Below are 26,096 nucleotides of genomic sequence, written 5' to 3'. Positions count from 1 at the left end.
AGCCCTTTTTTGGCTAACCAAGGAACTGAAACCATGACCCGGATTGCATGTGTAGGAATTGCGGTGCAGGACCGCCTCTATTACCTGACAAAACTGCCCGATAGCGGCGGTAAATATGTGGCGGATGATTATCGTGAGATTGGTGGAGGCCCGGCGGCAACAGCAGCGGTAGCGGCGGCTCGACTGGGCGCGCAAGTCGATTTTATTGGCCGGGTAGGTGATGATGCCACGGGCAATACTCTGCTCGATGAGCTGGAACACTATGGGGTAAATACCGCCCTTAGCCGCCGCTACGCCAATGCCCGTTCATCGCAGTCGGCGATCTTAGTCGACCGTCATGGGGAGCGCATCATCATTAACCATCCCAGTCCTGACCTGCCAGAAGATGCCCAATGGCTGACGGGGATAGATTTCAGCCACTATGATGTCGTGTTGGCGGATGTCCGTTGGCATCAGGGGGCGCTAACCGCATTTACACTGGCCCGCCAAACCGGTATCACCACCCTACTTGATGCCGATGTCACGCCGCAAGATATCCGCCCGTTGGTCGCTCTTGCGGACCACGCGGTCTTCTCCGAGCCGGGTTTACAGCGAATGACGGGCAAAAATGACACTGACGCTGCGCTCTTATTAGCCGCCAGTGACACAAACGGACAGGTGTATGTCACCCGAGGTAAAAAAGGTTGTTATTGGCTGGAGAACGGCGAACAGCAACATCAAGCGGGATTTGAGGTAGCCGTGGTCGATACTACCGGTGCGGGGGATGTTTTTCATGGTGCATTAGCGGTAACGCTGGGCCGACAACACACAATTACTGCGGCAGTGCGCTATGCTAATGCCGTGGCGGCATTAAAATGTACCCGCCCCGGTGGGCGGGCCGGAATACCTGATTGTGATCAAACTGACTCTTTCCTGACGCATTTTGTATAAAATAAACAATAGTATGATGAATGAGAGAGAGCAAAGCATGAGTCTGACCGAACTAACCGGTAACCCGCGCCACGATCAACTGATTCAACTGATCGCCAGTCGTGGCTATATGAATATTGATGAATTGGCACAATTGCTGGATGTTTCGACTCAAACCGTGCGTCGCGATATCCGTAAGCTTAGCGAACAAGGGCTGATTACCCGTCATCACGGTGGGGCCGGGCGAGCGTCTAGCGTCGTGAATACCGCGTTTGAACAGCGAGAGCTTTCATATACTAAAGAGAAAATGGCCATTGCTGAGGCGATTGCTGATTACATTCCCGATCGTTCAACGGTGTTTATCACTATTGGTACCACTGTTGAACATATCGCCCGCGCATTGATAAATCACAGCCACCTGCGGATTATTACTAATAGCCTGAGGGTGGCACACATTTTATATAAAAATACCGATTTTGAAGTGATGGTGCCAGGCGGTACGCTACGACCAAACAATGGTGGCATTATTGGCCCCAGTGCGGTCTCTTTCGTTGAAGGTTTCCGCGCCGACTATCTGATTACCAGCATGGGGGCAATTGATAGCGACGGCAGCCTGCTGGAGTTTGATGTTAATGAGGCGACAGTGGTGAAAGCGATGATGGCACACTCCCGCCACATCTTATTGGCAGCCGATCATACCAAGTTCCACGCCTCCGCCGCCGTCGAAATTGGTAATGTTGCCAAAGCTACAGCGCTGTTTACCAATGTTTCCCCCCCGTCACAACTGGCCGCACTGTTGCAGCAACAACAGGTAGAACTGGTGGTCACACAGTTAGGTAATCAGGAACCCACTATCTAAATTTTACGCAAAAAAAAGCAGGCGACACCGCCTGCTTTTTCAGGATTTAACGCGCTAAGAACAGGTCAGTTAATGGCGGCGAAACGGACAAACTCATCAGCATCTTGTACCGAACAGGCCAACCCAACAACGGTAGAATAACGGAACATTATCACTGGTGCTAAACGCCAGTTCCTGCGCGATACGGTTTCCTTGAGTCACGGCATTTTCCTTGTGGCAAGTTGTTGCAAAATGATAAATCGCTGCTGAAATTCTGTGCGAAACGCCTGTTTATCATCGTGATAATAGAAAGGTATCACTTGTGGCCGGAGAGACCAATAGGAAAAGCAAAGCAGGAATGAATTGTATCCGTTTGATTTGTAGGATTTTTCTTATGACCACGTTGTTTGCCTGTTTGCGGGCTATCGTTAGTCTCGCCGCAGCAGTAAGGAGTAACAACACGGGTTATTGTAGTGGCTGTTGACCTTCCACTGTCGAGCCAAAATCATCAATAATTGAGAAGAATACCGTCATATTCTTAGCCGGAATTTGATTACCGACTAGCCCACCATCGATGCTACTTTTCGGCGCGACCATATCGTCATTCCCCAACTTAACCGGGGTTCTCGCGGCACTTTTACTTTGCGCAATCTCCACAGTCTGGAATGTCACATTAAATGGCGTCGGATTGGTGACACGAAAAACCCCGCCACTGCCCTCTGGAACCCATCTGAAAGAGAGTTGGTTAAGCACCCCCTCTGAACTGGCTGGAATACCCGCCGGGCGATAAAACAGTTTGATGCGTGAGCGGAAGGCAATTTGTACTTCATTGTTGGTGGTCTGCGACGAGGCGCTTTTCGGAGGCACTTCTAATACATTCAGCCAAAACATCGATTCGCGATCAGACGGCAGTTGACCGGCAGTACCGGTATAGTAAATGCGAACAGATTTATTGGTTTGGGGATCAAGGCGGAACACTGGAGTATCAACAACAAACGGTACCTTTATCTGCTCAATTGATTTATCCATTTCAGCAATATTGTTATCAACCCACAGTTGCAGTAAAGCTGGGCGATTGCCCTTATTGAGGATCTGTACGCTGCCTGATTTATCATCTCCAGTAACCACCACTCGGGTCAGACCAATAGCAATACCCGCCTGCGCTGTGGTACTGAGCAAGAAGGAGGCAAGGGTCACCGCCGCAAACACGTGATACCGATGCGTGAACCTGCGGATATACAGCATGAGCCAGTACGATAGCGTTTTCATTTATAGATCAACGTAAAAGTAAATGCGCCGTTGACGGAACCACTTTGCACGGTGCTTTCAGTTTGATAAAGCCCGGCGTTCATCGGCACGGTGTAGCTCTGCGTGCTCGCTGAATTATAGCCGCTCAAGGTGTATTCGGTATTCAACACGATAGGTGTATTTGTCTGGCTACGCAATAATACCCCCACGCCTCTGGCAGTAGATCCGCTATTCAACGCTACCACACCATTTGCCGCATTCAGCACATTAGTTGCCGCGCCAAACGTATAATTAATACCCGCCAATCCACCAGGGCAGTTATTAAAATTGAGATTAAATGATCTTAACCCTTCAATATTGCCAATCCCAGTAAATTTATTGCTGGCGACATCCGGTAAATTGACAATCACATCCGGTGTGGTGCAGGTCTGTGTCATTAACTGGATATTCAGGGAATTTGGCGCAAAATCAAATAATCGGTAGCGGGTTGATTCAAGATAACTACTGGCGCCATTGTTATAGGTGCGATAGTTATAGGCATAAGCAGGGTCAAAAGCGGCAACCCATCCACTGGTTAATGTCGTGGCAATCTTAACAAACTTGATTTGTAGTTCTACGTTCAAGTTAAAATTAGCCCCATTGTTGTAAGGAATAGGGCCTAACAGCGGTGAGGAATAAACTATATTTGCCGCGCTAAAGCCATTCATCGGCTTCCAGTCGCTGCTGAAACCTGCGCCGGTCACGCGAAAACGCAGTGCATAGCCTAAGCCAGCTTTACCGGTATAAGAAAATACACTGTGACTATTGCCATCAATGTTGATTGTCCGGTCGATGCTGTACGGCGAGAACAGCCCTGCCCCAGCCTTAATACTGTCATTCATTGAGGTGGATAATATCTTGCACACCCAGCCCCCTGCGGGGAAGCTTATCCATGAACCAATCGGCGAACCAACCGCGGTGTTGGGCGGAACTCGCAGTGTGGTTGTCGGGCCATAAATATAGTAAGTACCGCTATAGTCACAATCCATGGCAGAGCCCAATGCATTAGCATTATGGCTGATCGCTAAACTACTCATCACCAGTAACCACAGTAAAAGTTGTTTTAGTTGACGGCAGCCGCGCGCTATCGAATCACTGGCTGCACCACAGAACCTGTCCATGTAATATTGCGCTATATTCCGATAAGAACTCATTTGCATATCACCTCTAACTGCCGGAATTCACCCTTAACCAATGCGCCGCTGGGTAATTTATAATCAAAGCCGCAACTATCACCAACGCCCTCACCCCATATCACGCGCAGATGTCCATCTTGCTGGTTCACCCGCACCATGGCTTGCCCGCCCTGAGCGATATAGCCCACACTGGCACCAGTGGCATCTTTCACCTCGGCACCAAACGGCAGTGGTGTGTTATCCGCCCGATGTCCGGTCAATAACATCGAATAGCCACTGGAGGTCTCAAACTTCACCAGTGCCACCGCACCGGCAGTAGGGGCAACCCGTTGACTGGTAGTTTTAAATTCCACATCCGACGATAAGCCTTTTGGATCCAGTTCTACATCATTTTGTCGGTAAGGGCTTAAGTAAGGCACCACCGCCCGGCCACTGCTATCGAGACGCATCCCCGAATAGTTGGCCACACGGGCTCCGGCAGCATCCGGGGCCTCAACAATCCCTACCGTATCGCCCAGATAGGAGGCAAAAACCACACCACCACCGTAGGCGACGATGCCACCAGACATATTGACACTGGCCTGCTCGTAATCATTACTTTTCGAATAACTGCCACCAATAGTCGTTTTAGGCGCCAGCCAACTGCCCGTCACGCCTACAGTGTTGTAGTTACCGTTCACGTCAGTACGGTTATTCGCCGCTGAAACACCATAGTTAAATTGATTATCGTCGCCAGCAGAACCTGAAACCCCGGTTTGAACTGAACTGCTGTCACGAGTGTTGGTGTAACTGGTGCTCAACCGCGGTGAACCCCGTTTGCTGCCCAACGGAATGGAGAAAGAGACGCTCAGTTGATTATCCCAATCCCCACTGGACATATTGCGCAGCCGATTAAGAACTAGGTTATAACTCAGTGACTTATAACTATTATTATAACCGAGTTGGAAATTCATATCGCGACGCTGCCCGCCCCAATAATCCTGCGCATTCGCATTGGCATAAAACGAACCATAACCCTCTGGCAAACCTTGAGTAATACTGATTTGCGCCTGATTGCGGCGACGATACTTAAAACTGTCATCGTAGCGAGTATTACCATCTGGCAGGCTTGAATTGAAAATAGTGTTATTAACTTCGCCATGTTGCAAATAGTCACGCATGCGCATCGCTTCTGACGGCGTATAAAAACCGTCACTGGAATAGTGGTAACTGGCGATGGTCAGGCTGGTATTGGTTTCCGGTAATGAGTTCGCATAGGTAATGCCCATACTCTGACCGTTCTGATCACTCTCACCGGGTAACCTGGTTTGTGCTTGTGTCAAACTAAATGCCACCGCGCCTACGGGGGTATTAAACGCCAGCCCGGCAGAGGCCGATAGATACCCTTCGGCTGCAACCACTCCACCGTTACCGGTGATTAAATTGGATAAGCCATGGCGCAAGGTTCCCATCAAGAGAGCCGGTTTTTCCGCCATTGAATTATCACGATACTCACCGGCCATTAAAGAATAGCGCGTGGTTCCCGGCCGCAATAGCTCGGCAATTGATGCAAATGGCACGGTAAACGACTGCTCGCTACCATCAGCTTCAGTAATAGTGACAATCAGATTGCCGCCCTGACCTGTAGGGTAGAGATCGTCGATGGTAAAAGGCCCCGGTGGCACCGTGGTTTCATAAATAGATTGGCCTTGTTGACGCACCACGACACGGGCGTTAGTACGGGCGATGCCGCGCACTACGGGTGCATAACCACGCTGAGAGTCAGCGAACATACGATCATCCGAGCTTAATTCAATGCCACGATAGCTGAGACTGTCGAATACCTGACCATCAGTATTGGAGTCACCAATCGTCATTTTGCTATATAACGATGGCACCGCACGCTCCGCGTAGGTGGCCAGATTTTGATAATCAAATCCCTGACTGTCACTTCGATTTAATGCGCTACGATAGTATAAACGCCAACTTTGCCAGTTGAATCCGCCTAGCAGCCCGAGATATTGATAAGTCTGGCTACTGGCATCACTCTGATTACTGCGATAACCGGTGTAATCATATTTCAGCGTTGCCGCCGTCACACCGTCATCCCAATATTTGGGATTAACATAGCCACGCGCCTGACGGATTAAGGAAGCCTGTGGGATCTGAATATCCAACCGCTGGGTATTCTCATCAAAAATGGCATTCCCACCGTCCAGCAGAGTACTCGATGACGAGCAAACACTGGCAGTTTCCAGTTGTTTCAGTACATCAGGCGTGAGCTTAGTGGTATCAATTCCGAGTTCATCAAACAACTTTAAGTCAAAACACGGAAGAGCCACTTTAGATTCTGGCGACGGCAACTCAAAGCGTATCGCCTGACGCCCGATCCATTGCTCATTCAAATAGATATCAATACTACGCTCACCTGGAGCAACGGGATTGCCCTCACTATAGCGGCTGGCATCAACAGAAAAACGGAGGAAAGAATCACTGAACTCAACATGTTCAGGGTCTTCAGCACAGGCGGGTAAATTAAATAGCATGCCGCCCAAGCTAAAAATAACAAGGGAGAATGCCGACAAATATTTCGGGCGCTCGTTTTTTTGATAATACATGTAATAATTAAACATTATATCGAGGCCATTTAATAAATATGCACCCGGTGGATGCAGAGAAAGACTAATTAATTATATTTATGTTTTTATTGCGCCAACTTTTTAACACCCTGCGTCTCGCCACCCTGATCATTGATAACAGAATAAAAAACTTGTGTAGTATTATTTATTGGTCCGTTAGCGCTAACCGGTAAGCTAAGCTCAGCAAAAGGTGCAATCATCTTATTATTTATTTTACTCAAGTTCGCCACCGCCGGGCTCTCTTTTGATGCCCGTAACTCCAATTTTCTAAAGGTTATATAATACGGTGATGCATTTTTTATAACCAGTTGATTGCCCTTTTTAGAAAAGGTCAGATTCGTAATAGCCTGTTCTATCGGCATCGTTAATTCTGCTGGGCGATAGAACATTTTTATTCGGGTACGAAAAGCCAATTGCAATTTATTATCTTCCCCCGTGGCACCTTTAGTGGGTTTAGGCGGAATCTCTAGCAAATTAAACCAAAAAAGCGTTTCACGATCGGTTGCTAAGCCGCTGCCAGTACGGAACAGGCGAATAGTCTGATCCCGTTTAGGATCCAGACGCACTACTGGTGGCGTAACACTAAAAGGCACCTTGATGGTATCAGGACGCGCATTCGCATCACCGTTATCAATCCAGGCTTGAAGAAGAACCGGCATATTACCGGTATTGGAAACCTTAACCACACCTTCACGCTGCTTCTCGTCATAAATAACACGCGTACCCGTGATCATGACTTCAGCACGGGTAACCGTTGCTGCAACCAGTAATGTGACAAAAGCAAAGGCTATAAAGTATGTTTTGCGCATAAGAGTTTCCAATTATAGAGCGAATGAAACAGGGAGCATTAAGCTCCCATTTGGCAACAGATAACATTAGCTATAACAATCACTTGCCACCAGCTACGCTATATCACACGCTTTGATTAATCGTAAACAATAGTATAGTCGACTTGTGTTACAACGGTACCAGCACCAACAGTGCCACTATTCGCATAATATTGTGCGTAGTAGCCCAATGTTGCATCACCAGTGGAAATATCTTCCACCACGCCGCCCTGGCTAGCGCCGCCTACCATGATTGCTGTGCTGCTTTTGTCTAACAAACGAACCTGAACACCAGTTGCTGTACCGCTATTGTTGTTCAACCGGCCAGTGCTGGTCTCAACAAAAGCACCTGGTTCGACGTAAGCATAAGCGTTATTCAGTGTCGCCCCAGTACAACCAGACAACGAGATATTGAAAGGAGTGGTACCCGCAACGGAGTTGACTGAACTCAGTGCGCTTGCAGAAATAGTCGGTAAGTTAACGGTCCCATCTTTAGTGCCGTTGTTGACAGAGACACCACAAGTCGTATCTGTAATTTGACCGTTAATGGTAATAGTTCCATCAGCAGCAAATGCTGATTGTGCAATAAATACGCTTGCAATAGCAGCGATTAATGCATTGCTAGTTTTAATTTTCATGTTTATTTCCCTGTGCTTTAAAATAAGGTTTTAGGCCAATAATATTAATTAGGATTAATATCCTGAATCAGTGAAATCCGATTTCGTACGGCTATTATTTCAGCATTTTAAATATTGTCAATCCAGTCCAAAACGTGATGTTATAAATGCATTACCAAATAATAAGAATCACAGAATACAAACAAAAGAAGAGTGGAAATTCACGGCAGGACATATCTCATTCCGTGTGGGAAATTACCTACAATCGATAGATAACATATAAAAATAAGTTATATTCGATATTAAACACGTGAATGACTCATAAATAAAAAAACAATATAAAACAGGCTTGTGGGACTTTTCTTTCGCTGATAGATGAGGACATCTTAAAAAAATACCATTCTTAGATATAACACATCAAAAAATGCCAAACATAAATTTAGCCAAAAATGATCTTTACAAATTATTTATAATATTTAAGTGAAAAAATATCTATTTATCGAAAAATTAAATTAATATCAACAAATCTCATGACAAAAAGAAACAAAAATAGCCACTTTTATTATCTTATAAACAGAAATAATTATCACTTACTGTTATCTTTTTTGACTCTGCCAATCATTGTAAGCCAGTACGTAATGCCATCTTATGGAGCGATAGCATCACCTCATCTCCACCTGTGTGCCTAATTTACGCGCTAACCCTTTGGCACCTTCTCGCATAACGCTATCATGATTCCAGCGAAATAATGGGGCAGCTATTGGTGCCAGACAGTTCATCCAGCGCGTATTGGTTCGAATATGCCAATCGTAACGAACAATGGTGTCGCTGCCATTGTAAAATAATGACCACTGCCCAATCCCTTCAACTTCACCACTCGCCTGCCCCTCTAACAAATGTAAAGGCATAATGGTTACTACATGAATATCAAAGGTTATCCGATAAGGAAGTACACCTTTCCAGGTATAACGATGTAATGCGCCGATACCCTGTAGATCGCCTTTTTCTATCTCAATGATTTGCTCCAGGCTTTTCCACCAATACGGCCACATATCCGGGTGGCATAAAATATCCCATACTGCCTGAAGCGGTGCCTTGACCTGCCAAATGGTGGAAAACCGATACTCAGCCATACCAGCGAACTCCGCATCAAGGGGTGAAAAAACGCTCAGGAAAATGCAAATTGATAATCATTGCCTCCATAATGACCGTTTCCAGTTGCCTTTCATCCACCCCATAACTGATCACTTTGACAGGCAAATGGGATCGATTATCTAGCCAGATGTCACAGCGATGCACCTTATCCACAGTGAAACCGGCCGGGCCAGTTATTGAGAGGTGCAATACCAGTTGTTGCGCGAAAACCTCCTCACCAAGAATTGCGGTCTTTCCACCTTGTTGCAGGCGCTGGATGTTGTCTAACAACCTTCCAATGTCTGATTGATCCACCCGGTGGCCATTTTTATCGCGTATTAAGGTATTGGTGGGCAAAAGGCTCAGCACAGGTAGCGTGTTTACACCGAAGGGCCATAATCGAACTTTGCCACTCTCAGGGCTATAGACCAGCGCGGCGCCATTGTGGGGTTCAGTAAAATCCATACGCACATATCCCGGCTTACGATAGCTATAACGAATCACCGTAGCCTCGCCTTGTGCTGACAGAGAATGAATTATGACCTGATAGGATTCAATCTGCTCAAAATGGTGTTGAGCGACCCGAATCGGGTCAGAGGTAAGGAGACTCGATATTGGCATGAACATCGGGCTGGCATCACCCGCCATCGCTGCATAGGCAACACTGCCCGGCAGCAGTAGTGCCGTCAGTATTACAATGAAACCGGTTAAGCCGCGAATAGCCTTCTCCTGCATTTGGGATTCATCAGTCAGAACTCTCTGATGTCATAATTAAATATAGGCCTAAATAGCAGCAAACAATCAACAACCCTGATCTATTATTTATCATCTTGCCACGCCAACTTAGTGTGATAAGGATCGCTGAATTTTTTTCTATAAGTGCTTGAATAATGGCGGAGCAAGCGGGGTTTTCCCCTTAGAAAGGTTATCTTCTCAGTCGTTTTCGGGGCAACCTCTTCAGCCGCTCCGGTATCTCTCCATGAAACGGTTGCGATCATGCACCTTTTTACGGCATGTTTATGGTAACACCTCCCTGCTTTAGATATTCGAATTATCACTTTGTGGGCAACCTGATGATTAAGTGGCTGTGGAAAGCAAATCAACCGCAAGCGGAGATGCTTGCGCAGTGGCAGGAAGCACTGAACATCCCACTGTTGGCTCCGCTGAATGAGCAGGAGCAGCAGCGGCTGGTTTCTGTTGCCAGTAATTTGCTGCAACAAAAGCGGCTGGTGCCATTGCAGGGGTTAGAACTAACACCGCTGATGCAAGCCCGCCTTTGTCTGCTATTCGCACTGCCAGTGATGGAACTCGGCGCCAAATGGTTAGATGGCTTTCATGAAGTCCTTATTTATCCTTCACCTTTTGTGGTTGACGACGACTGGCAAGATGATCTCGGCTTGGTGCACTCTGGTCAAACGGTACAATCGGGTCAAAGTTGGGAACAAGGGCCGATTGTCTTGAACTGGCAAGATATTCAAGATTCCTTTGATTTATCAGGCTTTAATCTGGTTATTCATGAGGCCGCGCACAAGCTGGATATGCGTAATGGTGGCAATTCTAACGGGGTGCCTCCTATTGCTATGCGTGATGTAGCTGCATGGGAATATGACCTGCATCAGGCGATGGACAGTATTCAAGATGAGATAGATATGGTAGGTGTCGAGGCTGCCAGTATGGATGCGTATGCCGCCAGTGATCCGGCGGAATGTTTTGCGGTATTATCAGAGTATTTCTTCAGTGCGCCTGAACTATTAGAAAGTCGTTTTCCTGTTGTTTATCAGCATTTCTGCGCATTCTATCGTCAGGACCCACTCGCCAGATTAAAACGTTGGGAAAATGGGTTAGCGGATAATCAAAATACCGATAATATGCAGCCACTAAGTTAATTACCTATACCTTCGTTGAAGCAGTAAAGAGTCGATAGTTAATAATAAATCGCGGACTGGCCTTATTTAGCCGCTATATCCACCCTCTTTGCTCAGATGCTGAGCAGTCAATCGCAATGTACTAATTTAGCGTTGACAGTATCGGGCATGCTAGATATCATGCGCCCCGTTCACACGATTCCTCTGTAGTTCAGTCGGTAGAACGGCGGACTGTTAATCCGTATGTCACTGGTTCGAGTCCAGTCAGAGGAGCCAAATTAGAAAAGCTCGCTTAGGAAACTAAGCGGGCTTTTTGCTTTTGTTTTTTTGATCGTTTTTGTGTGTTACTGGCCGAAGCCTCTTCTCTAAGCCTGCCGATACGGCAGTGAACAGTTATAAAATACACATAACTTGCTGATGGTAAAAGAAAAATAGACTGCGAGGGTAAAAAAGGCTTTTTTAATACTCTCGACCAATCCTGTATAAAATCAATACGTTAGTGTTGGCCGAAAAAAGAGGGTTAAAAATAGAGAATGGTGGCGATGATGCTGCAACCATAAACACCGCCAATTCCCAAACGAAATGCAACAAAGTGACCCACCGGTCAGGTACGGATAAAATAGCCGTATTGACCCTGTCGGAGACCCTGTTGCATGAAGGGAAAACATTTGACTCAGCATGAGCGCTTTTACATCGAAAAACGAAAAGCTGAAGGCGTTAATCAGTCCTGCATTGCCAGAGAGCTCGGCGTCTCTCGCTCTACCCTGAGCCGGGAGCTCAGGCGTAATACGGACCCCGCTTTCAACGGACTTTACTCCTCCAGACGCGCTGATGCCTTAGCCAGACAACGGCGGGGCGCCACCTCGGCACACAATGCCTGTTTCCCTCTGGGCCAGCAGACACAAGACTTTCTCCGGCAGGCGCTGGCTGTACATACCTCCCCTGAGGTTATCTGTGGGAGACTGAAAATCCAGTTTGATATCGCCGTCAGCAAAAATACCCTCTACCGCTATATCCGTTCGGACAGACAGGCTGGCGGTAAGCTTTACCTTCAGCTCCCTCACCGGGGTAAACGCTATCGCTATGATACGGGTGAGCCCGGACGCACGCCCATCCCGGACAGGGTTGGCATTGAGCACAGGCCTGCTGAGGCTGAACTCAAACAGGTTCCCGGGCATGTTGAAATCGATACGATTTTTGGCAAAGACCAGAAGTCATTCCTGCTGACGGTCGTGGACAAAGCCACAAAGCAGGTCATTATCCGTAAACTCCCCAATAAGTGCGCTGAGAGCGTCGTGGAAGCGTTCAGGGACATCGTGGCGAATACTTTCTGCGAGTTTAAAACCCTGACGGCAGATAACGGACCCGAGTTTGCGAAACATAAGGACATCACTCAGGTAACGGGCGCAAAGGTTTACTTTGCCCGGCCTTATCATTCCTGGGAGCGGGGGTTGAATGAGCATACCAACGGTCTGATACGGCGGTTTTATCCGAAAGGAACCGATTTTAATGGCGTCAGCGATGAAGATATTGCGAGACTGGAGCACATCCTCAACACTCGGGGGCGCAAATCTCTGGAATACAGCTCACCGAATGAGGTATTTTTAGAGTATCTACTCGCTGCATAACGCATGATGGTTTGTTGCGTTTCGTTCGGGAATGGGGCCACTAAACCTTCCTGTAATCAGAATTTTCTGCAACTCACCTTGCTCAACAAATAACAAGAAGTGTAGTGTACTAAACTGGCTTTTTAGCCGTAAAAAAAGCAGATTACACCACTGCTAATGGCGGTTTGGAATACGTTATTTTGCTTCGTTTGCCGTTATCCACCAGCCTATATTTGGATTGATCCTGTGCGGCTATTATCGTACCAGGCCGACATTTTGATATGTTAATTGTTAGATATCCTGGAAATTACAACGTTGTGTGCAACGGAGACATCCGTACAAAAGTGCGAGATGAATATTAGTCGACGCGAAGGAATATGAATATGGCTGAGTTTCAGGATCCGTTTTTCACCAGCACATCAGAAGACGTGGAAGCCGAATACGTTTGTGGTGTTGAGGCCTTACGGGCAGGCGATTGCAACGCTGCAAGTAGACACTTAGGCAATGCTGCTCGGGGAGGTCACGTTTCGGCATTATTCAATCTTTCTCTTCTTTGGGGGTCAGGCAGTGTGACACCCTATGATTTCGATCTGGCGGCAGACTGTTGGTATAAAGCAGCGGAAGCCGGTCATCCTCGAGCCAAAGCTATTCTCTGGCAGTTGGAGGCAGCGGATCGAGGTGGATTTGGAGCAAATAATCTCGCTAAATTTGCCAAAGACGCGAATTCTGGGGATAGCCTGATATATTCGATAATGGTTTGTGCCGCCCGCTTTTATGATGTGATTTGCCGAAAATACGGCGCTACGGTGGACGTTATCGCTTATGAATTGGATACAGCCACAATGAGCAATTTTGATTTCGTTCATTCATTCGTCAAGCGAACTGGCATAAACAAGGACTTCTACGAAGGGGGTTTGAACCGGTTAAAACCCGATTCAGCCGCGGATCAAATCGTTGATGGCCTAAATCAGTTACATGCTGCGATGAGATCGTCAGGTGTAAGTGAAAAGCTCGCTGCCATGGCCCGTTGCTCTATCGTGGGACATATCATTGCAAAATCACCCTACGGAGAGCATTCTCAGCCGCTTCGCGGTATAGATACGTTCTTTATCGAGGATGCAGGATTATTAGCTGAATCACGCGAGAGTCATGCCAACGAAATGGACTTATCTGCCAGGAAGCGGGAGTCTCAGGTCGAGCAAACTCAGAGACAAATCGCAGTTAATCTTGAGCAGATGGGGGCATCGGTCCTCCTCATAACGCAATCAGGGAAAGTCGTTATGACGGCAGACAGCTTGCAAGACCGACCACGCAATTGGTTTGGTGGGAAGGTCATGGAGGTCATGATAAGCCGCCCAGGCTTAGCCCCGTATTTCATCTATTATGAGAACGACGAGTACTACTACAACATGTCTGGGCCTGCTCAGCAGTCCTTTTCCAACGCTCAAGGCTACAACAACTATCGCAGTAACGTATCGCAAGCCCTATGCATGTATTTGGTGGTACACCTGATAGCAACACAGGGCAACGATATAAGTCATCCTGAGATGTCATTCAGTCACAACAGAATACACACAAATGTCATCGCCTACGTTGATAGGCTGAATAACTGGTACCCCATTCAACACAACTCGGCAGAATCAAACTCAGCGACAGAACGCAAGGTCGCACAAGTTAATAGGGGCGAGATCGACATTACTGATGTTATTGCCGTTCATCATACATCTCCCTCATAGATTAACCGCGGTTGCGGGGAATAGCCTTTACCGGCAATTCCCCGAACTGATCCAGACGTGCGCGGCTATCTTCCAGAGTTACTGTCCGGTGGGTTGATACCCTGCCACTCCGGTTTATTCGGCATGCCCGCGTCGTCTAACACTCTATAAAATGAACTTCATAAAACTATAAATAAAAGGCTGATTATTATAATGAAGCCACTTTAGGCATTGGTTTTGCGTTCAAATACCTAAAGTGTTACTGAAAATAATTCTTTATTGTCTTCTGTTCATTTCACTGCTTGCCAAAATAAAAGGACCAATACCTTTATTGTCGTTGGTAACCTTTTTCTGAGTACCTAGGTTCTCTTTCAGGATGAGAACATGCGCGAATGGCATCAAATCGCCTTAATAACTTTATGCCGAAATGGTTAATAAAAATCACTACTGTTAAGCGTCAGCCAGCACATTGAGATGGTTTTACAACTACCAAATTAAAAAAGCCCACTTAAGCAACCTCAAGTGAGCTTTTTACTATTTAATCTGCTAATAAGCCCTACAACTCCAGGCTTACACGACCCTCCCCCTATTTACGATTAAGGATACGGAGAAAATCCTGTTTATTTGAGATTAATGAGAGCGCATTGGCAATAATTTCATCACTAAAAATCGAGGCTACATCTTTTAACACATCAATATGCTCCTTTTCTTTAGCAATAACCCCAATGGCAATAAACATAACATTACTTCTATCCCAGATGACACCATCAGGGAATTGAAAAATCTCAACACCGGTTTTAACAATGATATTTGTGGCTGATTTAGGCAGATGAGGTAAGGTAATACCATTCCCTAAGAATGTAGAGACTTGTTGTTCTCTTTCATTAAGAAAAGAGATACAGTCTTGGTTAATATAACCTTTTAATTTAAACTCTTTTCCTATCATTGCTAAAACTTCAGCTTTATTTTTTGCATGACATCCTAAGTGTAGGTTATCAACGGTAATATTATCTATCATTATCTGTCCCCTTTGCGATATGATCTTTTTTATCTCATATAAAAATTATGTTATTAATTACCGGCAGACAGTTCTTCTTCAAGTTGTTCTAATGATTTATTGGATGTTTCTGGTAAGGCGGTAATCACAAAGATAATCGCCAGATAGTTGATAAGAGCAAAAATCAAGAAGACCGGACCCAAGCCAAGTTTCGCCTGAAGCACGGGGAACAAGTAACTCACAATGGCATTCATGATCCACATGAAAAATACTGAGATCCCCATAGATAGGCCACGAATCTTTAATGGGAACAGTTCTGCTAATACGACCCAAGTCAGAAAGCCCATCGTACCCTGCATGACCCCGACAAACAGTGCACCCAGCAACCAAATAACAGTTGCCTTTATTTCACCAACCAGATAATAATCCGCACCAGCAATAATCAAGTGCAGCGTTGCCATCAGGGCAAAACCATACACAATCAGTGTTTTCCGTTTAAAACGATCAACCAGGAACATAACCCCAATAACCATCCCCCCGACAGAAAAAACGCCATTTAACACGTTGCAGATTAGCGACATTCTTTCCGAGAATCCGGCAGTTTTTAATATTTCCGTACCATAATACATAATGACGTTAACACCGGTAGTTTGCTGTAAAGCTGCCCAGGCAATACCTACCAAAATTAATTTTAAGATCCACGGTGTTTGAAAAATAATAGCCAAATCATTTTTAGCATACAATTTCTTTTCTTTTTCGATATCAATCAACGTTACGATATCATTAAATTCTTTAATAGCCCGTGGCTCAGGGCGAATTTGTTTTAAAATTACTAATGCCTCTTCCCGCCTATTTTTACTGATCAACCAACGGGGGCTTTCTGGCGAACGCCACATTCCTACTAACAAGCAAATAGCAGGGATAGTTTGAACCAATAGCATATAACGCCAGACCTCAGGTAGATGGCCCCAGGCAATACCAATTACCGCATTTACTGCAAATGCTGCTAATTGTCCAATAACAATGGCAACTTCATTCAACCCGGTAAGTTTGCCCCGCATTTCTGTCGGTGCAACCTCGGATATAAATGTAGGTGCAGTAACCGATGCCCCGCCTACCGCGTAACCAAGCAAAAATCTGGCAATTAAAAGAGTGGTGATATTAGGTGATAATGCACACAATAACGCACCAAAGAAAAAAACGAAGGAGAGATAGAGCAGGTATTTTCTTCGACCAAAAAAGTCAGCCAATTTTCCGCCAAAAACACTACCAATGGCGGCACCGACCAATAGTACACTCATTACCAGGCCCACTGTCGTCGGCGTCAGGGCCATATTTTCTTTCAATGAAGAAAATGCACCATTAATAACACCGGTATCATAACCAAAGAGCAAGCCACCAAATGTAGCGACTAATGTTATTTGATGTAATCGTTTTCTCTGTTGTGCATTGAGATTCATCATTAACGACATATCATTACCTTTTTATTTGATTATCCATTTAATGTCAAAAAGGGTTTCAAAAAACAAAAGTAACTCCTTCTCCACCTTAAAACATGGAGGTGATGAAGAACTTTTTGACACTCTGATTTATTAATAAGATAAATGCAGTTATTGAAGACAAATAAGTTTTATTCCAGAGTGCGATATTATATGATTCTTGCTACGGTTTTTATTTTGCATGATCCTTTTGCGCTCCCAATTTTTAAAATGTACCGATTACCATGGTGGTACTGGTAATACGTTATATTTTGCTACCCCGCCTCAACCGACGTCCCAGCCCCTCATTCTGCTGACAGCACAAACAAAGGTTGCGGCCTGAAACCAACCGACGGCTTGGCTGCAATAACCACCACCAATCAATCCAACACTGACTTCTTTCATCTATATCCTCCTGACGAGACAAAAATAGACTATCAATGAATGCTCGCTAGCGGTTTCTGGCGATCCTCAACTGGCGTTATCACTGATAAGTATGTTAACTCACTGTGACACAACATATCATTTTGATTGAAATTAAAATTCCATATCGATCACAACATGGCATTATAATTTCATTTTTGGTGAGGGGAATTTCAGGTAATACAGGTACCTCATCATCAAACACACAATTACCTAACTGATATATAAGTAATATTATACTTAGAATAGATGACGGCACTGATGCGTTATTCACGCTATAATTACAAAAAAATTTACAATTTTGTGACTTAGATAACTATATTATTTCAAAAGTAGCCATCAATAGAATAAAATATTTCATTTATTTTTGACGACTCTAAGTATCAATTTTGGGTGTGATGTTGGTCTGAGTCTGGATTTGTGGCGGGGTTGCGGGCGTCAAAAAAGAAAAGTGATCAAGATAATTGATGAGAAAGCCCCGTATAGCTAAGGTTGGGCGGGGCTTTCGCTATTTGATAGTCTGTTCTGTGAGCTGTTTTCTTTTACAGTGCATAAAAAATCAATACGGCAATACCACCGAATAATATCCATTTAATCAAATAATAGATCCTACGATTCCAGGCTTTCAACCGTTTCCCCACCTTGCGCACTGCATAGATGTATTTAAACATACGATTGACACCACCGGTACGATCCCCCTCTTCGTTGGGGGCTGTGGCTGCACTCATTAAATTGCGCCCCAACCAGTGGTTAATCCATTGCGCCCAGCGGTAACGCATTGGCCGCTCAATATCACAAAACAGGATCAGCCTATTCTGCCCACTCTGATTCTCGGCATAATGAATATAAGTTTCATCAAATAAAATGCCTTCACCGTCACGCCAACTGTAAGTGGTGCCATCAACATCAATAAAACAGCGGTCATCATTCGGGGTGATTAAACCAAGGTGATAACGTAAAGAACCGGCATAAGGATCACGATGCCGAGGCAGGCGGCTACCGTGCGGTAATTCAGCAAACATCGCTGCCTTTACCGAAGGTAATCCGCGTAATAACGAGGTGGTATAGGGGCAAAGTGTCATCGCCGAGGGATGGCTATCTTCATACCATTTCAGATAAAAACGTTTCCAGCCAGTTTTAAAAAACGAATTAAAACCCGCATCATTATATTTATCCGATGCTTTGATTTGCTGGATTTCCATCAGCGCCTTACCTTCATCCCTGATTTGCTGCCAGTTTTCACGCAGCACGGTCAATTCAGGGAAGAGATCCTGCTTTAAATAGGGCGTGGTGGGTACCCGTGAAAACAGATACATAAACACATTGATTGGTGAAACAAATGTCGAATGATCTGAGAGCTGACGCCAGAACTTGTAGCGAACTTTGCCACGAAAATGCACATAGACTACACATAAGATAAAAGCGAATAGCACTATATATTTCATGATGTCCTATCAAATAAATATGGTTGATAGTCAAATATTTAGTCTATATCGATTGAAATTTCCAACTTAAAAAAATAAAAAGTTATTACAACAAGTGACTAGCCCCAACTTAGTAAGCAATAAATGTTTGAATATCACTGTCATTAACAGTGAAACATCCCGTAAAAATGCGGCCTGCTGGGAAGTCACTGCTGAGATCGCGTAATAGCTGCAACTCAAAACGCCCTGATGCCATGGAATAACTCAGGAAACGGGCCTCCAGGAAGTCAAAATAACGCCCTAGCTGTGGATACACCGCTTTAAATAGACTCTCTTTGGCTGAAAAAGCCAATGTCAGTAAATGGTTGAATACTAATGGGCCTTCCTGAAGATCGCGGTACTCCTGCTCACTAAGGATCCCGGGCCATAGATCATTCGCCCTTTCAACTGCAATCAGGCTTTCAATATCTAGCCCAACACCGTGGACATGGGCACTTTGATCAGAATACTCTGTAGCCGGCGTTATAATTTGCGCAGTGCACAGAGCACGTTGGTTGTTATGACTGATGCTACCAATCAAACCGGCGGGCCATAGTGGCGCGCGATCTAGCCCATTCGCTAACGGATAATTGCGTACTTCAAGCATATTCAGCACTTGTCGGGCGACAAAACGGCCCGCCAGGTATTCGGCACGCCGTTTTGCCACTGCTTTTTGTAAACTGCCGGGAAACGCAATGCCATAAGCAGCAAACAGCTCATCCCGGTATTCATTGACATCAAAATCACATTTTGCCAACAGGCCGTGAAACAATGGTTGGCCATTTAAACCGCTGGCTGGCAGTGCGGCAAAGGTAAAGTTACGAATAAATACCGACGTCACGCGTTATCCTAATCATCTGGATTCATAGGCCTTTATAATAGTAGTTAACCCACAGCACCACAATATCCGAACCTATCCCGATGGCTAAAACACATCAGTGAAAGCAAGTTGCTACCAAAAGCCAAAACACCAATCCCATCAACAAATAACCCAATACGACTTAATTCATTATGAAATGTCACTTCACAATTATTGAAACGCAGTTCCTGACGTTTCTTTTTCTGTGACAATGGTCAATTTAAAAGAAAAAGTAAACAGCTAGGTTAATTACCAGAGGGATAAAGGAATAACCTTTTTTTATATATTGATATATCCGTCAGGTTACAGGTTACAGATACGCACCTGCTGCTTGAATTCTATTGGGTATATACCTATCCCATTATTAAAAATAATCCATTTTATCTTTTGTATAGCGACTTCTGGAGAACACTGAATGAAATTCCCAAAGCCTTTGCCCACACTGTGCCTGGCTATTTCTGCCATATTATTTAGTCAAATGGCCTCTGCTCAACAAATTAAAGCTGCCGATGTTCACCCCAAAGATTATCCTAATGTTGTTGCTGTTAAAAATATGGGTGACAAACTAAAGACCGCAACGGATGGTCGCCTGGAAATTAAAACATTCCCAGGTGGTGTCTTAGGTGATGAAAAGCAAATGATAGAACAGGCTCAAATGGGAGCAATTGATATTATTCGTGTTTCTATGACCCCTGTTGCCTCTATTCTGCCGGAGATCAGTGTCTTTACCCTGCCCTATATGTTCCGCGACGAAGACCATTTACATAAAGTTATTGATGGTCAAATCGGCCAAGAAATCGGTGATAAAATCACTAAAAATAAGAACTCAAAATTGGTATTTCTCGGCTGGATGGATGCGGGTACCCGTAATCTGATTACCAAAGAACCGGTGGTTAAACCAGAAGATCTCAAAGGTATGAAAATCCGCGTTCAGGGCAGCCCGATTGCACTGGCTACCCTTAAGGCCATGGGTGCCAACTCACTCAGTATGGGTGTAAGCGAGGTATTCAGCGGGATGCAAACCGGGGTGATTGATGGTACCGAAAATAACGAACCGACCTTTATCGCCCACAATTATCTGCCGGTTGTCAAAAACTATACCCTGAGCGGCCATTTTATTATTCCTGAGCTGTTCCTTTATTCCAAAACCAAATGGGATAAATTATCTGCTGAAGATCAACAAACTATTCTGAAATTGGCCAAAGAAGCACAGGCTGAGCAGCGCGTATTATGGCAAGCCTATGTGCAGCAATCCCATGACAAAATGAAAGCCGGTGGCGTGCAATATCATGAAATGGACCATGACTATTATTATAAAGCCACTCAACCCGTTCGTGATGAATTCGGTAAGGATCATCAAGAACTGATCAAGCAGATTGCAGCCGTGCAATAACATCTTTCCGACAGTATTAAATATTTTAATACTACTGATATTTACCCAAGGTCATGGGGGTTGTAGCCAATGACCCTGGGTACACTGAGGTCTCCGCTATGGCTCGCTATTATCTATCAACGATGGATGCGTTATATCGCCTGTCAATCTGGGTCGCTGGTATTGCCTTAATCATTATGGTTGTGGTTATCCCTATGGGGATATTTGCCCGTTATGTCCAAAACGATGGCTTATCCTGGCCAGAACCCGTCGCCATATTATGTATGGTGACATTTACTTTTATTGGTGCTGCCTGCAGTTATCGTTCTGGTTCACATATTGCCGTCAGTATGGTCACTGATCGGCTCTCTGAGACCGGTAAAAAAGTATGCCTGTTATTGGTTGATTTGCTGATGGTGCTGATAAGCCTGTTTATTTTGGTCTATAGCTACATTCTGTGTAGCGAGCTTTGGTCACAACCAGTGGCTGAGTTCCCATTACTGACAGCAGGACAAAGCTATATTCCTCTGCCAATCGGCTCCGCGATTACGCTGATGTTTATCATCGAGCGGCTATTTTTTGGCCCGCAGACCCACCGCCCGGTAGTGATGATCGGCAATTCATAATTTGGGGAACTTTGCCTTATGGACGCATTTATTTTAGTTTTTACGCTGGCAATCTTGCTGGCTATTGGTGTCCCGGTGGCTTATGCCGTCGGTTTAAGTGCCATCGCCGGTGCATTTTGGATTGATTTACCGTTGGAAGCGGTGATGATTCAAATCACCAGTGGCGTCAATAAATTCTCATTACTGGCCATTCCGTTCTTTATTCTGGCGGGGGCCATTATGGCCGAAGGTGGCATCGCACGGCGGCTGGTGAGTTTCGCCTATATTTTCGTTGGTTTCATCCGTGGTGGTTTGTCGCTAGTTAACATTGTGGCTTCAACATTTTTCGGTGCCATTTCAGGATCATCAGTGGCAGATACCGCCTCCATTGGCTCGGTAATGATCCCGGAAATGGATAAAAAAGGCTATCCGCGTGATTTTGCCGCCGCAGTCACCGCCAGTGGTTCAGTGCAGGCGATATTGACCCCACCCAGCCATAATTCGGTGATTTACTCACTGGCAACCGGCGGCACCGTATCCATCGCGGCACTGTTTATTGCCGGGATTTTACCGGGCTTGCTGCTCAGTTTTACCCTGATGCTAATGTGTGTCGGCTTTGCCTATAAGCGAGGTTACCCTAAAGGCGAACGAGTGCCGTTCCGTCAGGCGCTCAAAATCTTTGTCGATACATTATGGGGGTTGATGACGGTGGTCATCATCATGGGAGGAATTCTTTCCGGGGTATTTACCGCCACAGAATCTGCCGCGATTGCCTGTTTGTGGTCATTCTTTGTCACTATGTTTATCTATCGCGACTATAAATGGTCCGAATTGCCTAAACTGATGTATCGCACAGTAAAAACTGTCACTATCGTGATGATTTTAATAGGTTTTGCCGCCAGTTTCGGCGCTATCATGACCTACATGCAGTTGCCAGAACGTATCACTGAATTCTTTACCTCGGTTTCTGATAACAAATACGTGATTCTGATGTGTATCAATATCATGCTGCTGCTGATTGGCACCTTGATGGATATGGCACCGCTGATTTTGATCCTAACACCGGTACTGATGCCAGTGACCAATTCATTAGGTATTGATCCGGTCCATTTCGGTATGATTATGTTGATCAATTTGGGAATTGGTCTGATCACTCCCCCGGTGGGGTCGGTGCTGTTTGTCGCCAGTGCGGTGAGTAAACAGAAGATTGAACAAGTGGTGAAAGCGATGTTGCCGTTCTACGGCGCACTGTTCCTGGTGCTGATGTTGGTCACTTATATTCCTGAGATATCACTGTGGCTGCCAAGGGTATTTGGCGTGTACACCGGCTGATAAACCGATAATCATGAGTCGGGCCGCTGACCGGCCCTTCTCACGGTTACTTTGTCATCAATACCACAGGCTCATGATTGGCCAGCCCACCAGCAGCAACATTGAGATGTAGAACACCCCCATGATGCCACCCAGCCGCCAATAATCTTTCGATTTCACATAACCACAGCCATAGATAATCACACCAGGGCCAGTCGCATACGGCGTCAGGACACCCATGATCCCAATGGATAACACCAGCAGCATAGATAAATGTTCCATCGGCACACCACTTAAACCTTTACCGACCGCCAAAATAACCGGCAGCATGGTTGCCGTGTGGGCAGACAAGCTGGCAAACAGATAATGAGAGAAATAGAACACCAATACTAGCGCGACCACCGTCATATTCGGCGAGAAACCATCCAAATGGGTACTCATGGTATTGGCGAACCAATCAATGAAGCCCGACCGCGTTAAGCCATTGGCCATCACCACTAGTGTGGCCAGATTGACCAGCGTGTTCCAGGCACTTGAGTATTTAGTAATGTCTTTCCACGACACCACATGCAGTGCCAACATCAGGGATACTGCCAGCAACCCTACCGCCGTCGCATCAATGAATTTACCGCCAAACACCCATAAGCACAGGCTCAGCAGCACCAAACCAATTAGGATTGCTTCCTTGCGCGTTAACGCCCCCATCTCAGTCAGTGCTGTTTGCGCCCAAGCCGCTACCTCATCGCTTTTGGTCACGCCGGGTTTATACAACACATAAGAGAGCCAGGGTGCCACTATCAGTAAAATTAACCCAACGGGCAGGAACGCCAAAAACCACTGCATCCAGCCAATATGGACACCGGCAATTTTATTGACAAACTCGATACCCAGCACGTTAGGTGCCGCGCCAGTGACAAACATGGAGGAGCTGATACTGGTCCCGATCACCATCATCCACATTAGGTACCCCCCGATACGCCGTGACGACGGATCATTGGGGAATGAATCAAACAGGGGTGGCAGATTTTTTACTACCGGGAACACTGTTCCCCCGGTACGGGCAGTATTTGATGGTGTAAAGGGTGCCAACAGAATATCTATAATAACAATGGCATAACCCAACGTCAGGGTACGTTTGCCCATGAATTTCACCATGAACAGGGCGATACGGCGGCCAAGTCCGGTGGCTTCATAACCCAGCGCAAAGATAAATGCCCCAAACACCAGCCAGACGGTGGTACTGGAGAACCCGGCCAGCCCCCATTTTAAAGACTCTTTACCGCCGTTAAAGCTGGCATCAGCCACTTCAGCCGCACTAAATAGCACCCAATCTGAACTCAGTACACATATCGTCACGGCGATAAAGCTTATCGCGGTGGCTGGAATCGGTTCTAAAATCATCCCAACAATCATGGCGACAAAAATCGCAAAATAGCGCCAGGCTTGAGGTGGCATTCCTTCCGGGGTGGGAATCAACAGCAGAACAGCCAGCACCACAAAAGGCGCGAGCGCTTTCCATAATTTCTCTTGCGACTTCAACATAGAGATACTCCTATAGCTGTTACTGGTTCAATAACAACGCTATTATTTTTGTGAGGGAGATGATGAGGGAACTGCGCCAGAAACCAGGTTAGGATCAGCAGGTCAGCACTGCCGCCGGGACTAAGGTTGCGGGCGATACATTGGGTATCAAACATTCGCACCCGCCTCAGGCTGAGAGGAGAACCCATCCCTGCCGATGCGAGTGAGGCCAGAATCTCTGTCGCCTGCTGTTGCAGCCATTGCAGCCCGGCCATACCGCCACGGGATACCACATTGGTATCGCTGTTGACGGACATCAAAATCAGCAAAGTGTGCAATAAGGCATGGTCGGATTCCGCCCCGTTAACTAATAAGCGTTGGTAAGCCGGCAAGGCATAATTCAACACGGTAGCGAAGCCAGATTCGGCCTCGCCGCGTGCGCCGGTCAGGCCATAGTGATTGAACAGCCGTTGGCCCGCCGTTTGTTGTGGATTGGATTGACACAACTCACGCTCTGTCAGCCCAGAGCACAGACGTGCCGCCTCCTGGCAAATAGCATCAGCGCTAATCCATTCACCTCGCGCTTTCAGCCGCCCCAACGCACAGCAAATTAATCCCAGCGAAAAAACGCTACCTTTATGGGTATTCACCCCCCCAGTGGCGTGGAACATACTATTTTCACACGCCAGTCCCAGCGGTCGCAGGCTGTTCAGTGCTGCCTGCCCACCAAGCTGAGCGTGGTTGATGCCCTGTTCTATAAAGCGCGGGAGCCACGGCGCAATAGCATCGGCACTGTGATAAAAATCGATCAGCGCCATATCCTTATGTGCACCACAATTGAAGCGATCCACCAGGCCCGGTTTCGGTGTCAGATTCACCTCTGCCAGCATGGCGCGATACGCCAGTGCGCCATATTTTTTGGCAAAGTCAGAGGAGGCGACAGGTGATTGAGCCGCCCTGTTGTCAGTGCGTTGCAGTTGTGGCATTGAGCATCAACTCCATCTGAACCAATAGTTGGTCAATACTGTGAGTTTGCGCGCGGGCACAGACATTGGCTGGACGGTGACAAAGCAGACAGCGGCGCGGCGCTAACCCCACATCACGGCGCGATAAGATTTGCCCCGATGCATCAAGCACATCGATATCCCATAACCGGCCCTGCGGGTGCTTTAGCTCAAGTAACAACGCGGCGTCCTTCACCTGTTCCGCAGGTAAATCCACCGCAATCAAACCTTCACAGCCGGTCGGCAGTGGAAAAATCTCTTGTTGCAACACTGGCCAACACTGCTGTTGACTTAGCGAGGTGATCGCCTGCCATGCCAATGCAAATAATTTGCGCGTCAATGGGTTATCTTTCACCGCACCGGGTGCCACCAACGTCAGTGAAATCAACGTCACCTGATGGCGAGCCAGCCACGCCTGTTGTCTGCTCTGACGGGACTCACGGCTGGTAAGTAACTCCGGTAAGCTGATGGGCCGGTTGGCCGCTAACGCAGGAGAGAGAGTGTTCATCG

At 46.3% G+C, this 26,096-nt stretch carries 22 protein-coding genes and 1 tRNA gene; 9 read left to right on the top strand and 14 right to left on the bottom strand.

Features of this window, described 5'->3' with window-relative positions; genetic code table 11:
* The first annotated feature begins 33 nt into the window (after window positions 1-33).
* Window positions 34-930, top strand: coding sequence for a sugar kinase (locus ACWJJO_RS08840; RefSeq protein ID WP_372569003.1), 897 nt, complete (start codon window positions 34-36; stop codon window positions 928-930).
* 37 nt (window positions 931-967) lie between these two features.
* Entirely contained in the window at window positions 968-1,768 is an 801-nt protein-coding gene (locus tag ACWJJO_RS08835) for a DeoR/GlpR family DNA-binding transcription regulator (RefSeq protein ID WP_083159197.1), read from the top strand.
* Between the two features lie 444 nt (window positions 1,769-2,212).
* On the opposite strand, the gene ACWJJO_RS08830 is transcribed toward ACWJJO_RS08835, so the two are convergent.
* The 7 genes from ACWJJO_RS08830 to ACWJJO_RS08800 all read right to left on the bottom strand — a co-directional run bounded on the left by ACWJJO_RS08830 (window position 2,213) and on the right by ACWJJO_RS08800 (window position 10,101).
* Window positions 2,213-3,016, bottom strand: a complete 804-nt coding sequence (locus ACWJJO_RS08830) for a fimbrial biogenesis chaperone (RefSeq protein WP_442847925.1) — start codon at window positions 3,014-3,016, stop codon at window positions 2,213-2,215.
* The gene (locus ACWJJO_RS08825) at window positions 3,013-4,188 is read right to left on the bottom strand and encodes a fimbrial protein (RefSeq protein ID WP_420073339.1); all 1,176 of its coding nucleotides are present in this window, start codon (window positions 4,186-4,188) and stop codon (window positions 3,013-3,015) included. The genes ACWJJO_RS08830 and ACWJJO_RS08825 overlap by 4 nt, the downstream gene beginning before the upstream one ends.
* Window positions 4,185-6,767 carry a fimbria/pilus outer membrane usher protein gene (locus tag ACWJJO_RS08820; RefSeq protein ID WP_481090927.1) on the bottom strand — a complete coding sequence of 861 codons (2,583 nt, stop codon included), beginning with the start codon at window positions 6,765-6,767 and terminating at the stop codon, window positions 4,185-4,187. The genes ACWJJO_RS08825 and ACWJJO_RS08820 overlap by 4 nt, the downstream gene beginning before the upstream one ends.
* Before the next feature lie 86 nt (window positions 6,768-6,853).
* Window positions 6,854-7,609: a fimbrial biogenesis chaperone gene (locus ACWJJO_RS08815; protein ID WP_481090926.1), complete on the bottom strand. Its 756-nt coding sequence runs from the start codon at window positions 7,607-7,609 to the stop codon at window positions 6,854-6,856.
* A 104-nt stretch (window positions 7,610-7,713) separates the two neighbouring features.
* Window positions 7,714-8,253: a fimbrial protein gene (locus tag ACWJJO_RS08810; RefSeq protein WP_481090925.1), complete on the bottom strand. Its 540-nt coding sequence runs from the start codon at window positions 8,251-8,253 to the stop codon at window positions 7,714-7,716.
* Window positions 8,254-8,894: 641 nt separating this feature from the next.
* Window positions 8,895-9,365, bottom strand: coding sequence for an SRPBCC family protein (locus ACWJJO_RS08805; RefSeq protein WP_083159202.1), 471 nt, complete (start codon window positions 9,363-9,365; stop codon window positions 8,895-8,897).
* Window positions 9,366-9,381: 16 nt separating this feature from the next.
* Window positions 9,382-10,101 (bottom strand): DUF1571 domain-containing protein, encoded by a 720-nt coding sequence (locus tag ACWJJO_RS08800; RefSeq protein WP_481090924.1) that lies wholly within the window; start codon window positions 10,099-10,101, stop codon window positions 9,382-9,384.
* Between the two features lie 338 nt (window positions 10,102-10,439).
* On the opposite strand from ACWJJO_RS08800, the gene mtfA reads away from it, so the two are divergent.
* The 4 genes from mtfA to ACWJJO_RS08780 all read left to right on the top strand — a co-directional run bounded on the left by mtfA (window position 10,440) and on the right by ACWJJO_RS08780 (window position 14,574).
* Window positions 10,440-11,252: a DgsA anti-repressor MtfA gene (gene mtfA, locus ACWJJO_RS08795; RefSeq protein WP_083159203.1), complete on the top strand. Its 813-nt coding sequence runs from the start codon at window positions 10,440-10,442 to the stop codon at window positions 11,250-11,252.
* 179 nt (window positions 11,253-11,431) lie between these two features.
* Window positions 11,432-11,507, top strand: a tRNA-Asn gene (locus tag ACWJJO_RS08790).
* 377 nt (window positions 11,508-11,884) lie between these two features.
* On the top strand, window positions 11,885-12,859 hold the full coding sequence (locus ACWJJO_RS08785; RefSeq protein ID WP_481090511.1) for an IS30 family transposase: 975 nt from the start codon (window positions 11,885-11,887) through the stop codon (window positions 12,857-12,859).
* Window positions 12,860-13,221: 362 nt separating this feature from the next.
* Complete coding sequence (locus ACWJJO_RS08780; protein ID WP_481090923.1) at window positions 13,222-14,574, top strand: hypothetical protein; 1,353 nt, start codon at window positions 13,222-13,224, stop codon at window positions 14,572-14,574.
* A 565-nt stretch (window positions 14,575-15,139) separates the two neighbouring features.
* On the opposite strand, the gene ACWJJO_RS08775 is transcribed toward ACWJJO_RS08780, so the two are convergent.
* The 4 genes from ACWJJO_RS08775 to ACWJJO_RS08760 all read right to left on the bottom strand — a co-directional run bounded on the left by ACWJJO_RS08775 (window position 15,140) and on the right by ACWJJO_RS08760 (window position 19,755).
* Window positions 15,140-15,571: a PTS mannitol transporter subunit IIA gene (locus ACWJJO_RS08775; RefSeq protein WP_372558574.1), complete on the bottom strand. Its 432-nt coding sequence runs from the start codon at window positions 15,569-15,571 to the stop codon at window positions 15,140-15,142.
* A gap of 53 nt (window positions 15,572-15,624) precedes the next feature.
* Complete coding sequence (locus ACWJJO_RS08770; RefSeq protein ID WP_083159207.1) at window positions 15,625-17,022, bottom strand: sugar porter family MFS transporter; 1,398 nt, start codon at window positions 17,020-17,022, stop codon at window positions 15,625-15,627.
* A 971-nt stretch (window positions 17,023-17,993) separates the two neighbouring features.
* Window positions 17,994-18,896, bottom strand: a complete 903-nt coding sequence (gene lpxO / locus ACWJJO_RS08765) for a lipid A hydroxylase LpxO (protein ID WP_372568959.1) — start codon at window positions 18,894-18,896, stop codon at window positions 17,994-17,996.
* A 109-nt stretch (window positions 18,897-19,005) separates the two neighbouring features.
* Complete coding sequence (locus ACWJJO_RS08760; RefSeq protein WP_083159209.1) at window positions 19,006-19,755, bottom strand: 4'-phosphopantetheinyl transferase family protein; 750 nt, start codon at window positions 19,753-19,755, stop codon at window positions 19,006-19,008.
* A gap of 433 nt (window positions 19,756-20,188) precedes the next feature.
* Between ACWJJO_RS08760 and ACWJJO_RS08755 the strand changes: the two genes are divergently transcribed.
* The 3 genes from ACWJJO_RS08755 (at window position 20,189) to ACWJJO_RS08745 (ending at window position 23,082) form a co-directional block, all read left to right on the top strand.
* Window positions 20,189-21,166, top strand: coding sequence for a TRAP transporter substrate-binding protein (locus tag ACWJJO_RS08755; RefSeq protein WP_481090922.1), 978 nt, complete (start codon window positions 20,189-20,191; stop codon window positions 21,164-21,166).
* Window positions 21,167-21,264: 98 nt separating this feature from the next.
* Window positions 21,265-21,771, top strand: coding sequence for a TRAP transporter small permease (locus tag ACWJJO_RS08750; protein ID WP_481090921.1), 507 nt, complete (start codon window positions 21,265-21,267; stop codon window positions 21,769-21,771).
* An 18-nt stretch (window positions 21,772-21,789) separates the two neighbouring features.
* The gene (locus tag ACWJJO_RS08745; protein ID WP_019080904.1) at window positions 21,790-23,082 is read left to right on the top strand and encodes a TRAP transporter large permease; all 1,293 of its coding nucleotides are present in this window, start codon (window positions 21,790-21,792) and stop codon (window positions 23,080-23,082) included.
* 57 nt (window positions 23,083-23,139) lie between these two features.
* On the opposite strand, the gene ACWJJO_RS08740 is transcribed toward ACWJJO_RS08745, so the two are convergent.
* The 3 genes from ACWJJO_RS08740 to citX are packed head-to-tail and all read right to left on the bottom strand — an operon-like array spanning window position 23,140 to window position 26,094.
* Window positions 23,140-24,603: an anion permease gene (locus ACWJJO_RS08740; protein WP_083159211.1), complete on the bottom strand. Its 1,464-nt coding sequence runs from the start codon at window positions 24,601-24,603 to the stop codon at window positions 23,140-23,142.
* A complete protein-coding gene (gene citG / locus ACWJJO_RS08735) occupies window positions 24,597-25,568 on the bottom strand; it encodes a triphosphoribosyl-dephospho-CoA synthase CitG (protein ID WP_442821048.1) in 972 nt (323 codons plus the stop codon). Before citG ends, ACWJJO_RS08740 begins: the two co-directional genes overlap by 7 nt.
* On the bottom strand, window positions 25,546-26,094 hold the full coding sequence (gene citX, locus ACWJJO_RS08730; protein ID WP_005185535.1) for a citrate lyase holo-[acyl-carrier protein] synthase: 549 nt from the start codon (window positions 26,092-26,094) through the stop codon (window positions 25,546-25,548). Before citX ends, citG begins: the two co-directional genes overlap by 23 nt.
* Window positions 26,095-26,096: the final 2 nt, after the last annotated feature.

The sequence above is a fragment of the Yersinia antarctica genome, assembly GCF_056636475.1.
Note: the sequence above shows the minus strand (reverse complement) of the source record. Positions and strands in the feature narration are given on the sequence as shown.

Bases quoted from the DNA above. Each gene is read 5' to 3' on its own strand.
- citX (WP_005185535.1), bottom strand. From the start codon at position 26,094: ATGAACACTCTCTCTCCTGCGTTAGCGGCCAACCGGCCCATCAGCTTA.
- citG (WP_442821048.1), bottom strand. From the start codon at position 25,568: ATGCCACAACTGCAACGCACTGACAACAGGGCGGCTCAATCACCTGTC.
- ACWJJO_RS08745 (WP_019080904.1), top strand. From the start codon at position 21,790: ATGGACGCATTTATTTTAGTTTTTACGCTGGCAATCTTGCTGGCTATT.
- ACWJJO_RS08840 (WP_372569003.1), top strand. From the start codon at position 34: ATGACCCGGATTGCATGTGTAGGAATTGCGGTGCAGGACCGCCTCTAT.
- ACWJJO_RS08755 (WP_481090922.1), top strand. From the start codon at position 20,189: ATGAAATTCCCAAAGCCTTTGCCCACACTGTGCCTGGCTATTTCTGCC.
- ACWJJO_RS08805 (WP_083159202.1), bottom strand. From the start codon at position 9,365: ATGGCTGAGTATCGGTTTTCCACCATTTGGCAGGTCAAGGCACCGCTT.
- ACWJJO_RS08750 (WP_481090921.1), top strand. From the start codon at position 21,265: ATGGCTCGCTATTATCTATCAACGATGGATGCGTTATATCGCCTGTCA.
- ACWJJO_RS08775 (WP_372558574.1), bottom strand. From the start codon at position 15,571: ATGATAGATAATATTACCGTTGATAACCTACACTTAGGATGTCATGCA.
- mtfA (WP_083159203.1), top strand. From the start codon at position 10,440: ATGATTAAGTGGCTGTGGAAAGCAAATCAACCGCAAGCGGAGATGCTT.
- ACWJJO_RS08830 (WP_442847925.1), bottom strand. From the start codon at position 3,016: ATGAAAACGCTATCGTACTGGCTCATGCTGTATATCCGCAGGTTCACG.
- ACWJJO_RS08820 (WP_481090927.1), bottom strand. From the start codon at position 6,767: ATGTATTATCAAAAAAACGAGCGCCCGAAATATTTGTCGGCATTCTCC.
- ACWJJO_RS08835 (WP_083159197.1), top strand. From the start codon at position 968: ATGAGTCTGACCGAACTAACCGGTAACCCGCGCCACGATCAACTGATT.
- ACWJJO_RS08770 (WP_083159207.1), bottom strand. From the start codon at position 17,022: ATGTCGTTAATGATGAATCTCAATGCACAACAGAGAAAACGATTACAT.
- ACWJJO_RS08800 (WP_481090924.1), bottom strand. From the start codon at position 10,101: ATGCAGGAGAAGGCTATTCGCGGCTTAACCGGTTTCATTGTAATACTG.
- ACWJJO_RS08785 (WP_481090511.1), top strand. From the start codon at position 11,885: ATGAAGGGAAAACATTTGACTCAGCATGAGCGCTTTTACATCGAAAAA.
- ACWJJO_RS08780 (WP_481090923.1), top strand. From the start codon at position 13,222: ATGGCTGAGTTTCAGGATCCGTTTTTCACCAGCACATCAGAAGACGTG.
- ACWJJO_RS08810 (WP_481090925.1), bottom strand. From the start codon at position 8,253: ATGAAAATTAAAACTAGCAATGCATTAATCGCTGCTATTGCAAGCGTA.
- ACWJJO_RS08825 (WP_420073339.1), bottom strand. From the start codon at position 4,188: ATGAGTTCTTATCGGAATATAGCGCAATATTACATGGACAGGTTCTGT.
- lpxO (WP_372568959.1), bottom strand. From the start codon at position 18,896: ATGAAATATATAGTGCTATTCGCTTTTATCTTATGTGTAGTCTATGTG.
- ACWJJO_RS08740 (WP_083159211.1), bottom strand. From the start codon at position 24,603: ATGTTGAAGTCGCAAGAGAAATTATGGAAAGCGCTCGCGCCTTTTGTG.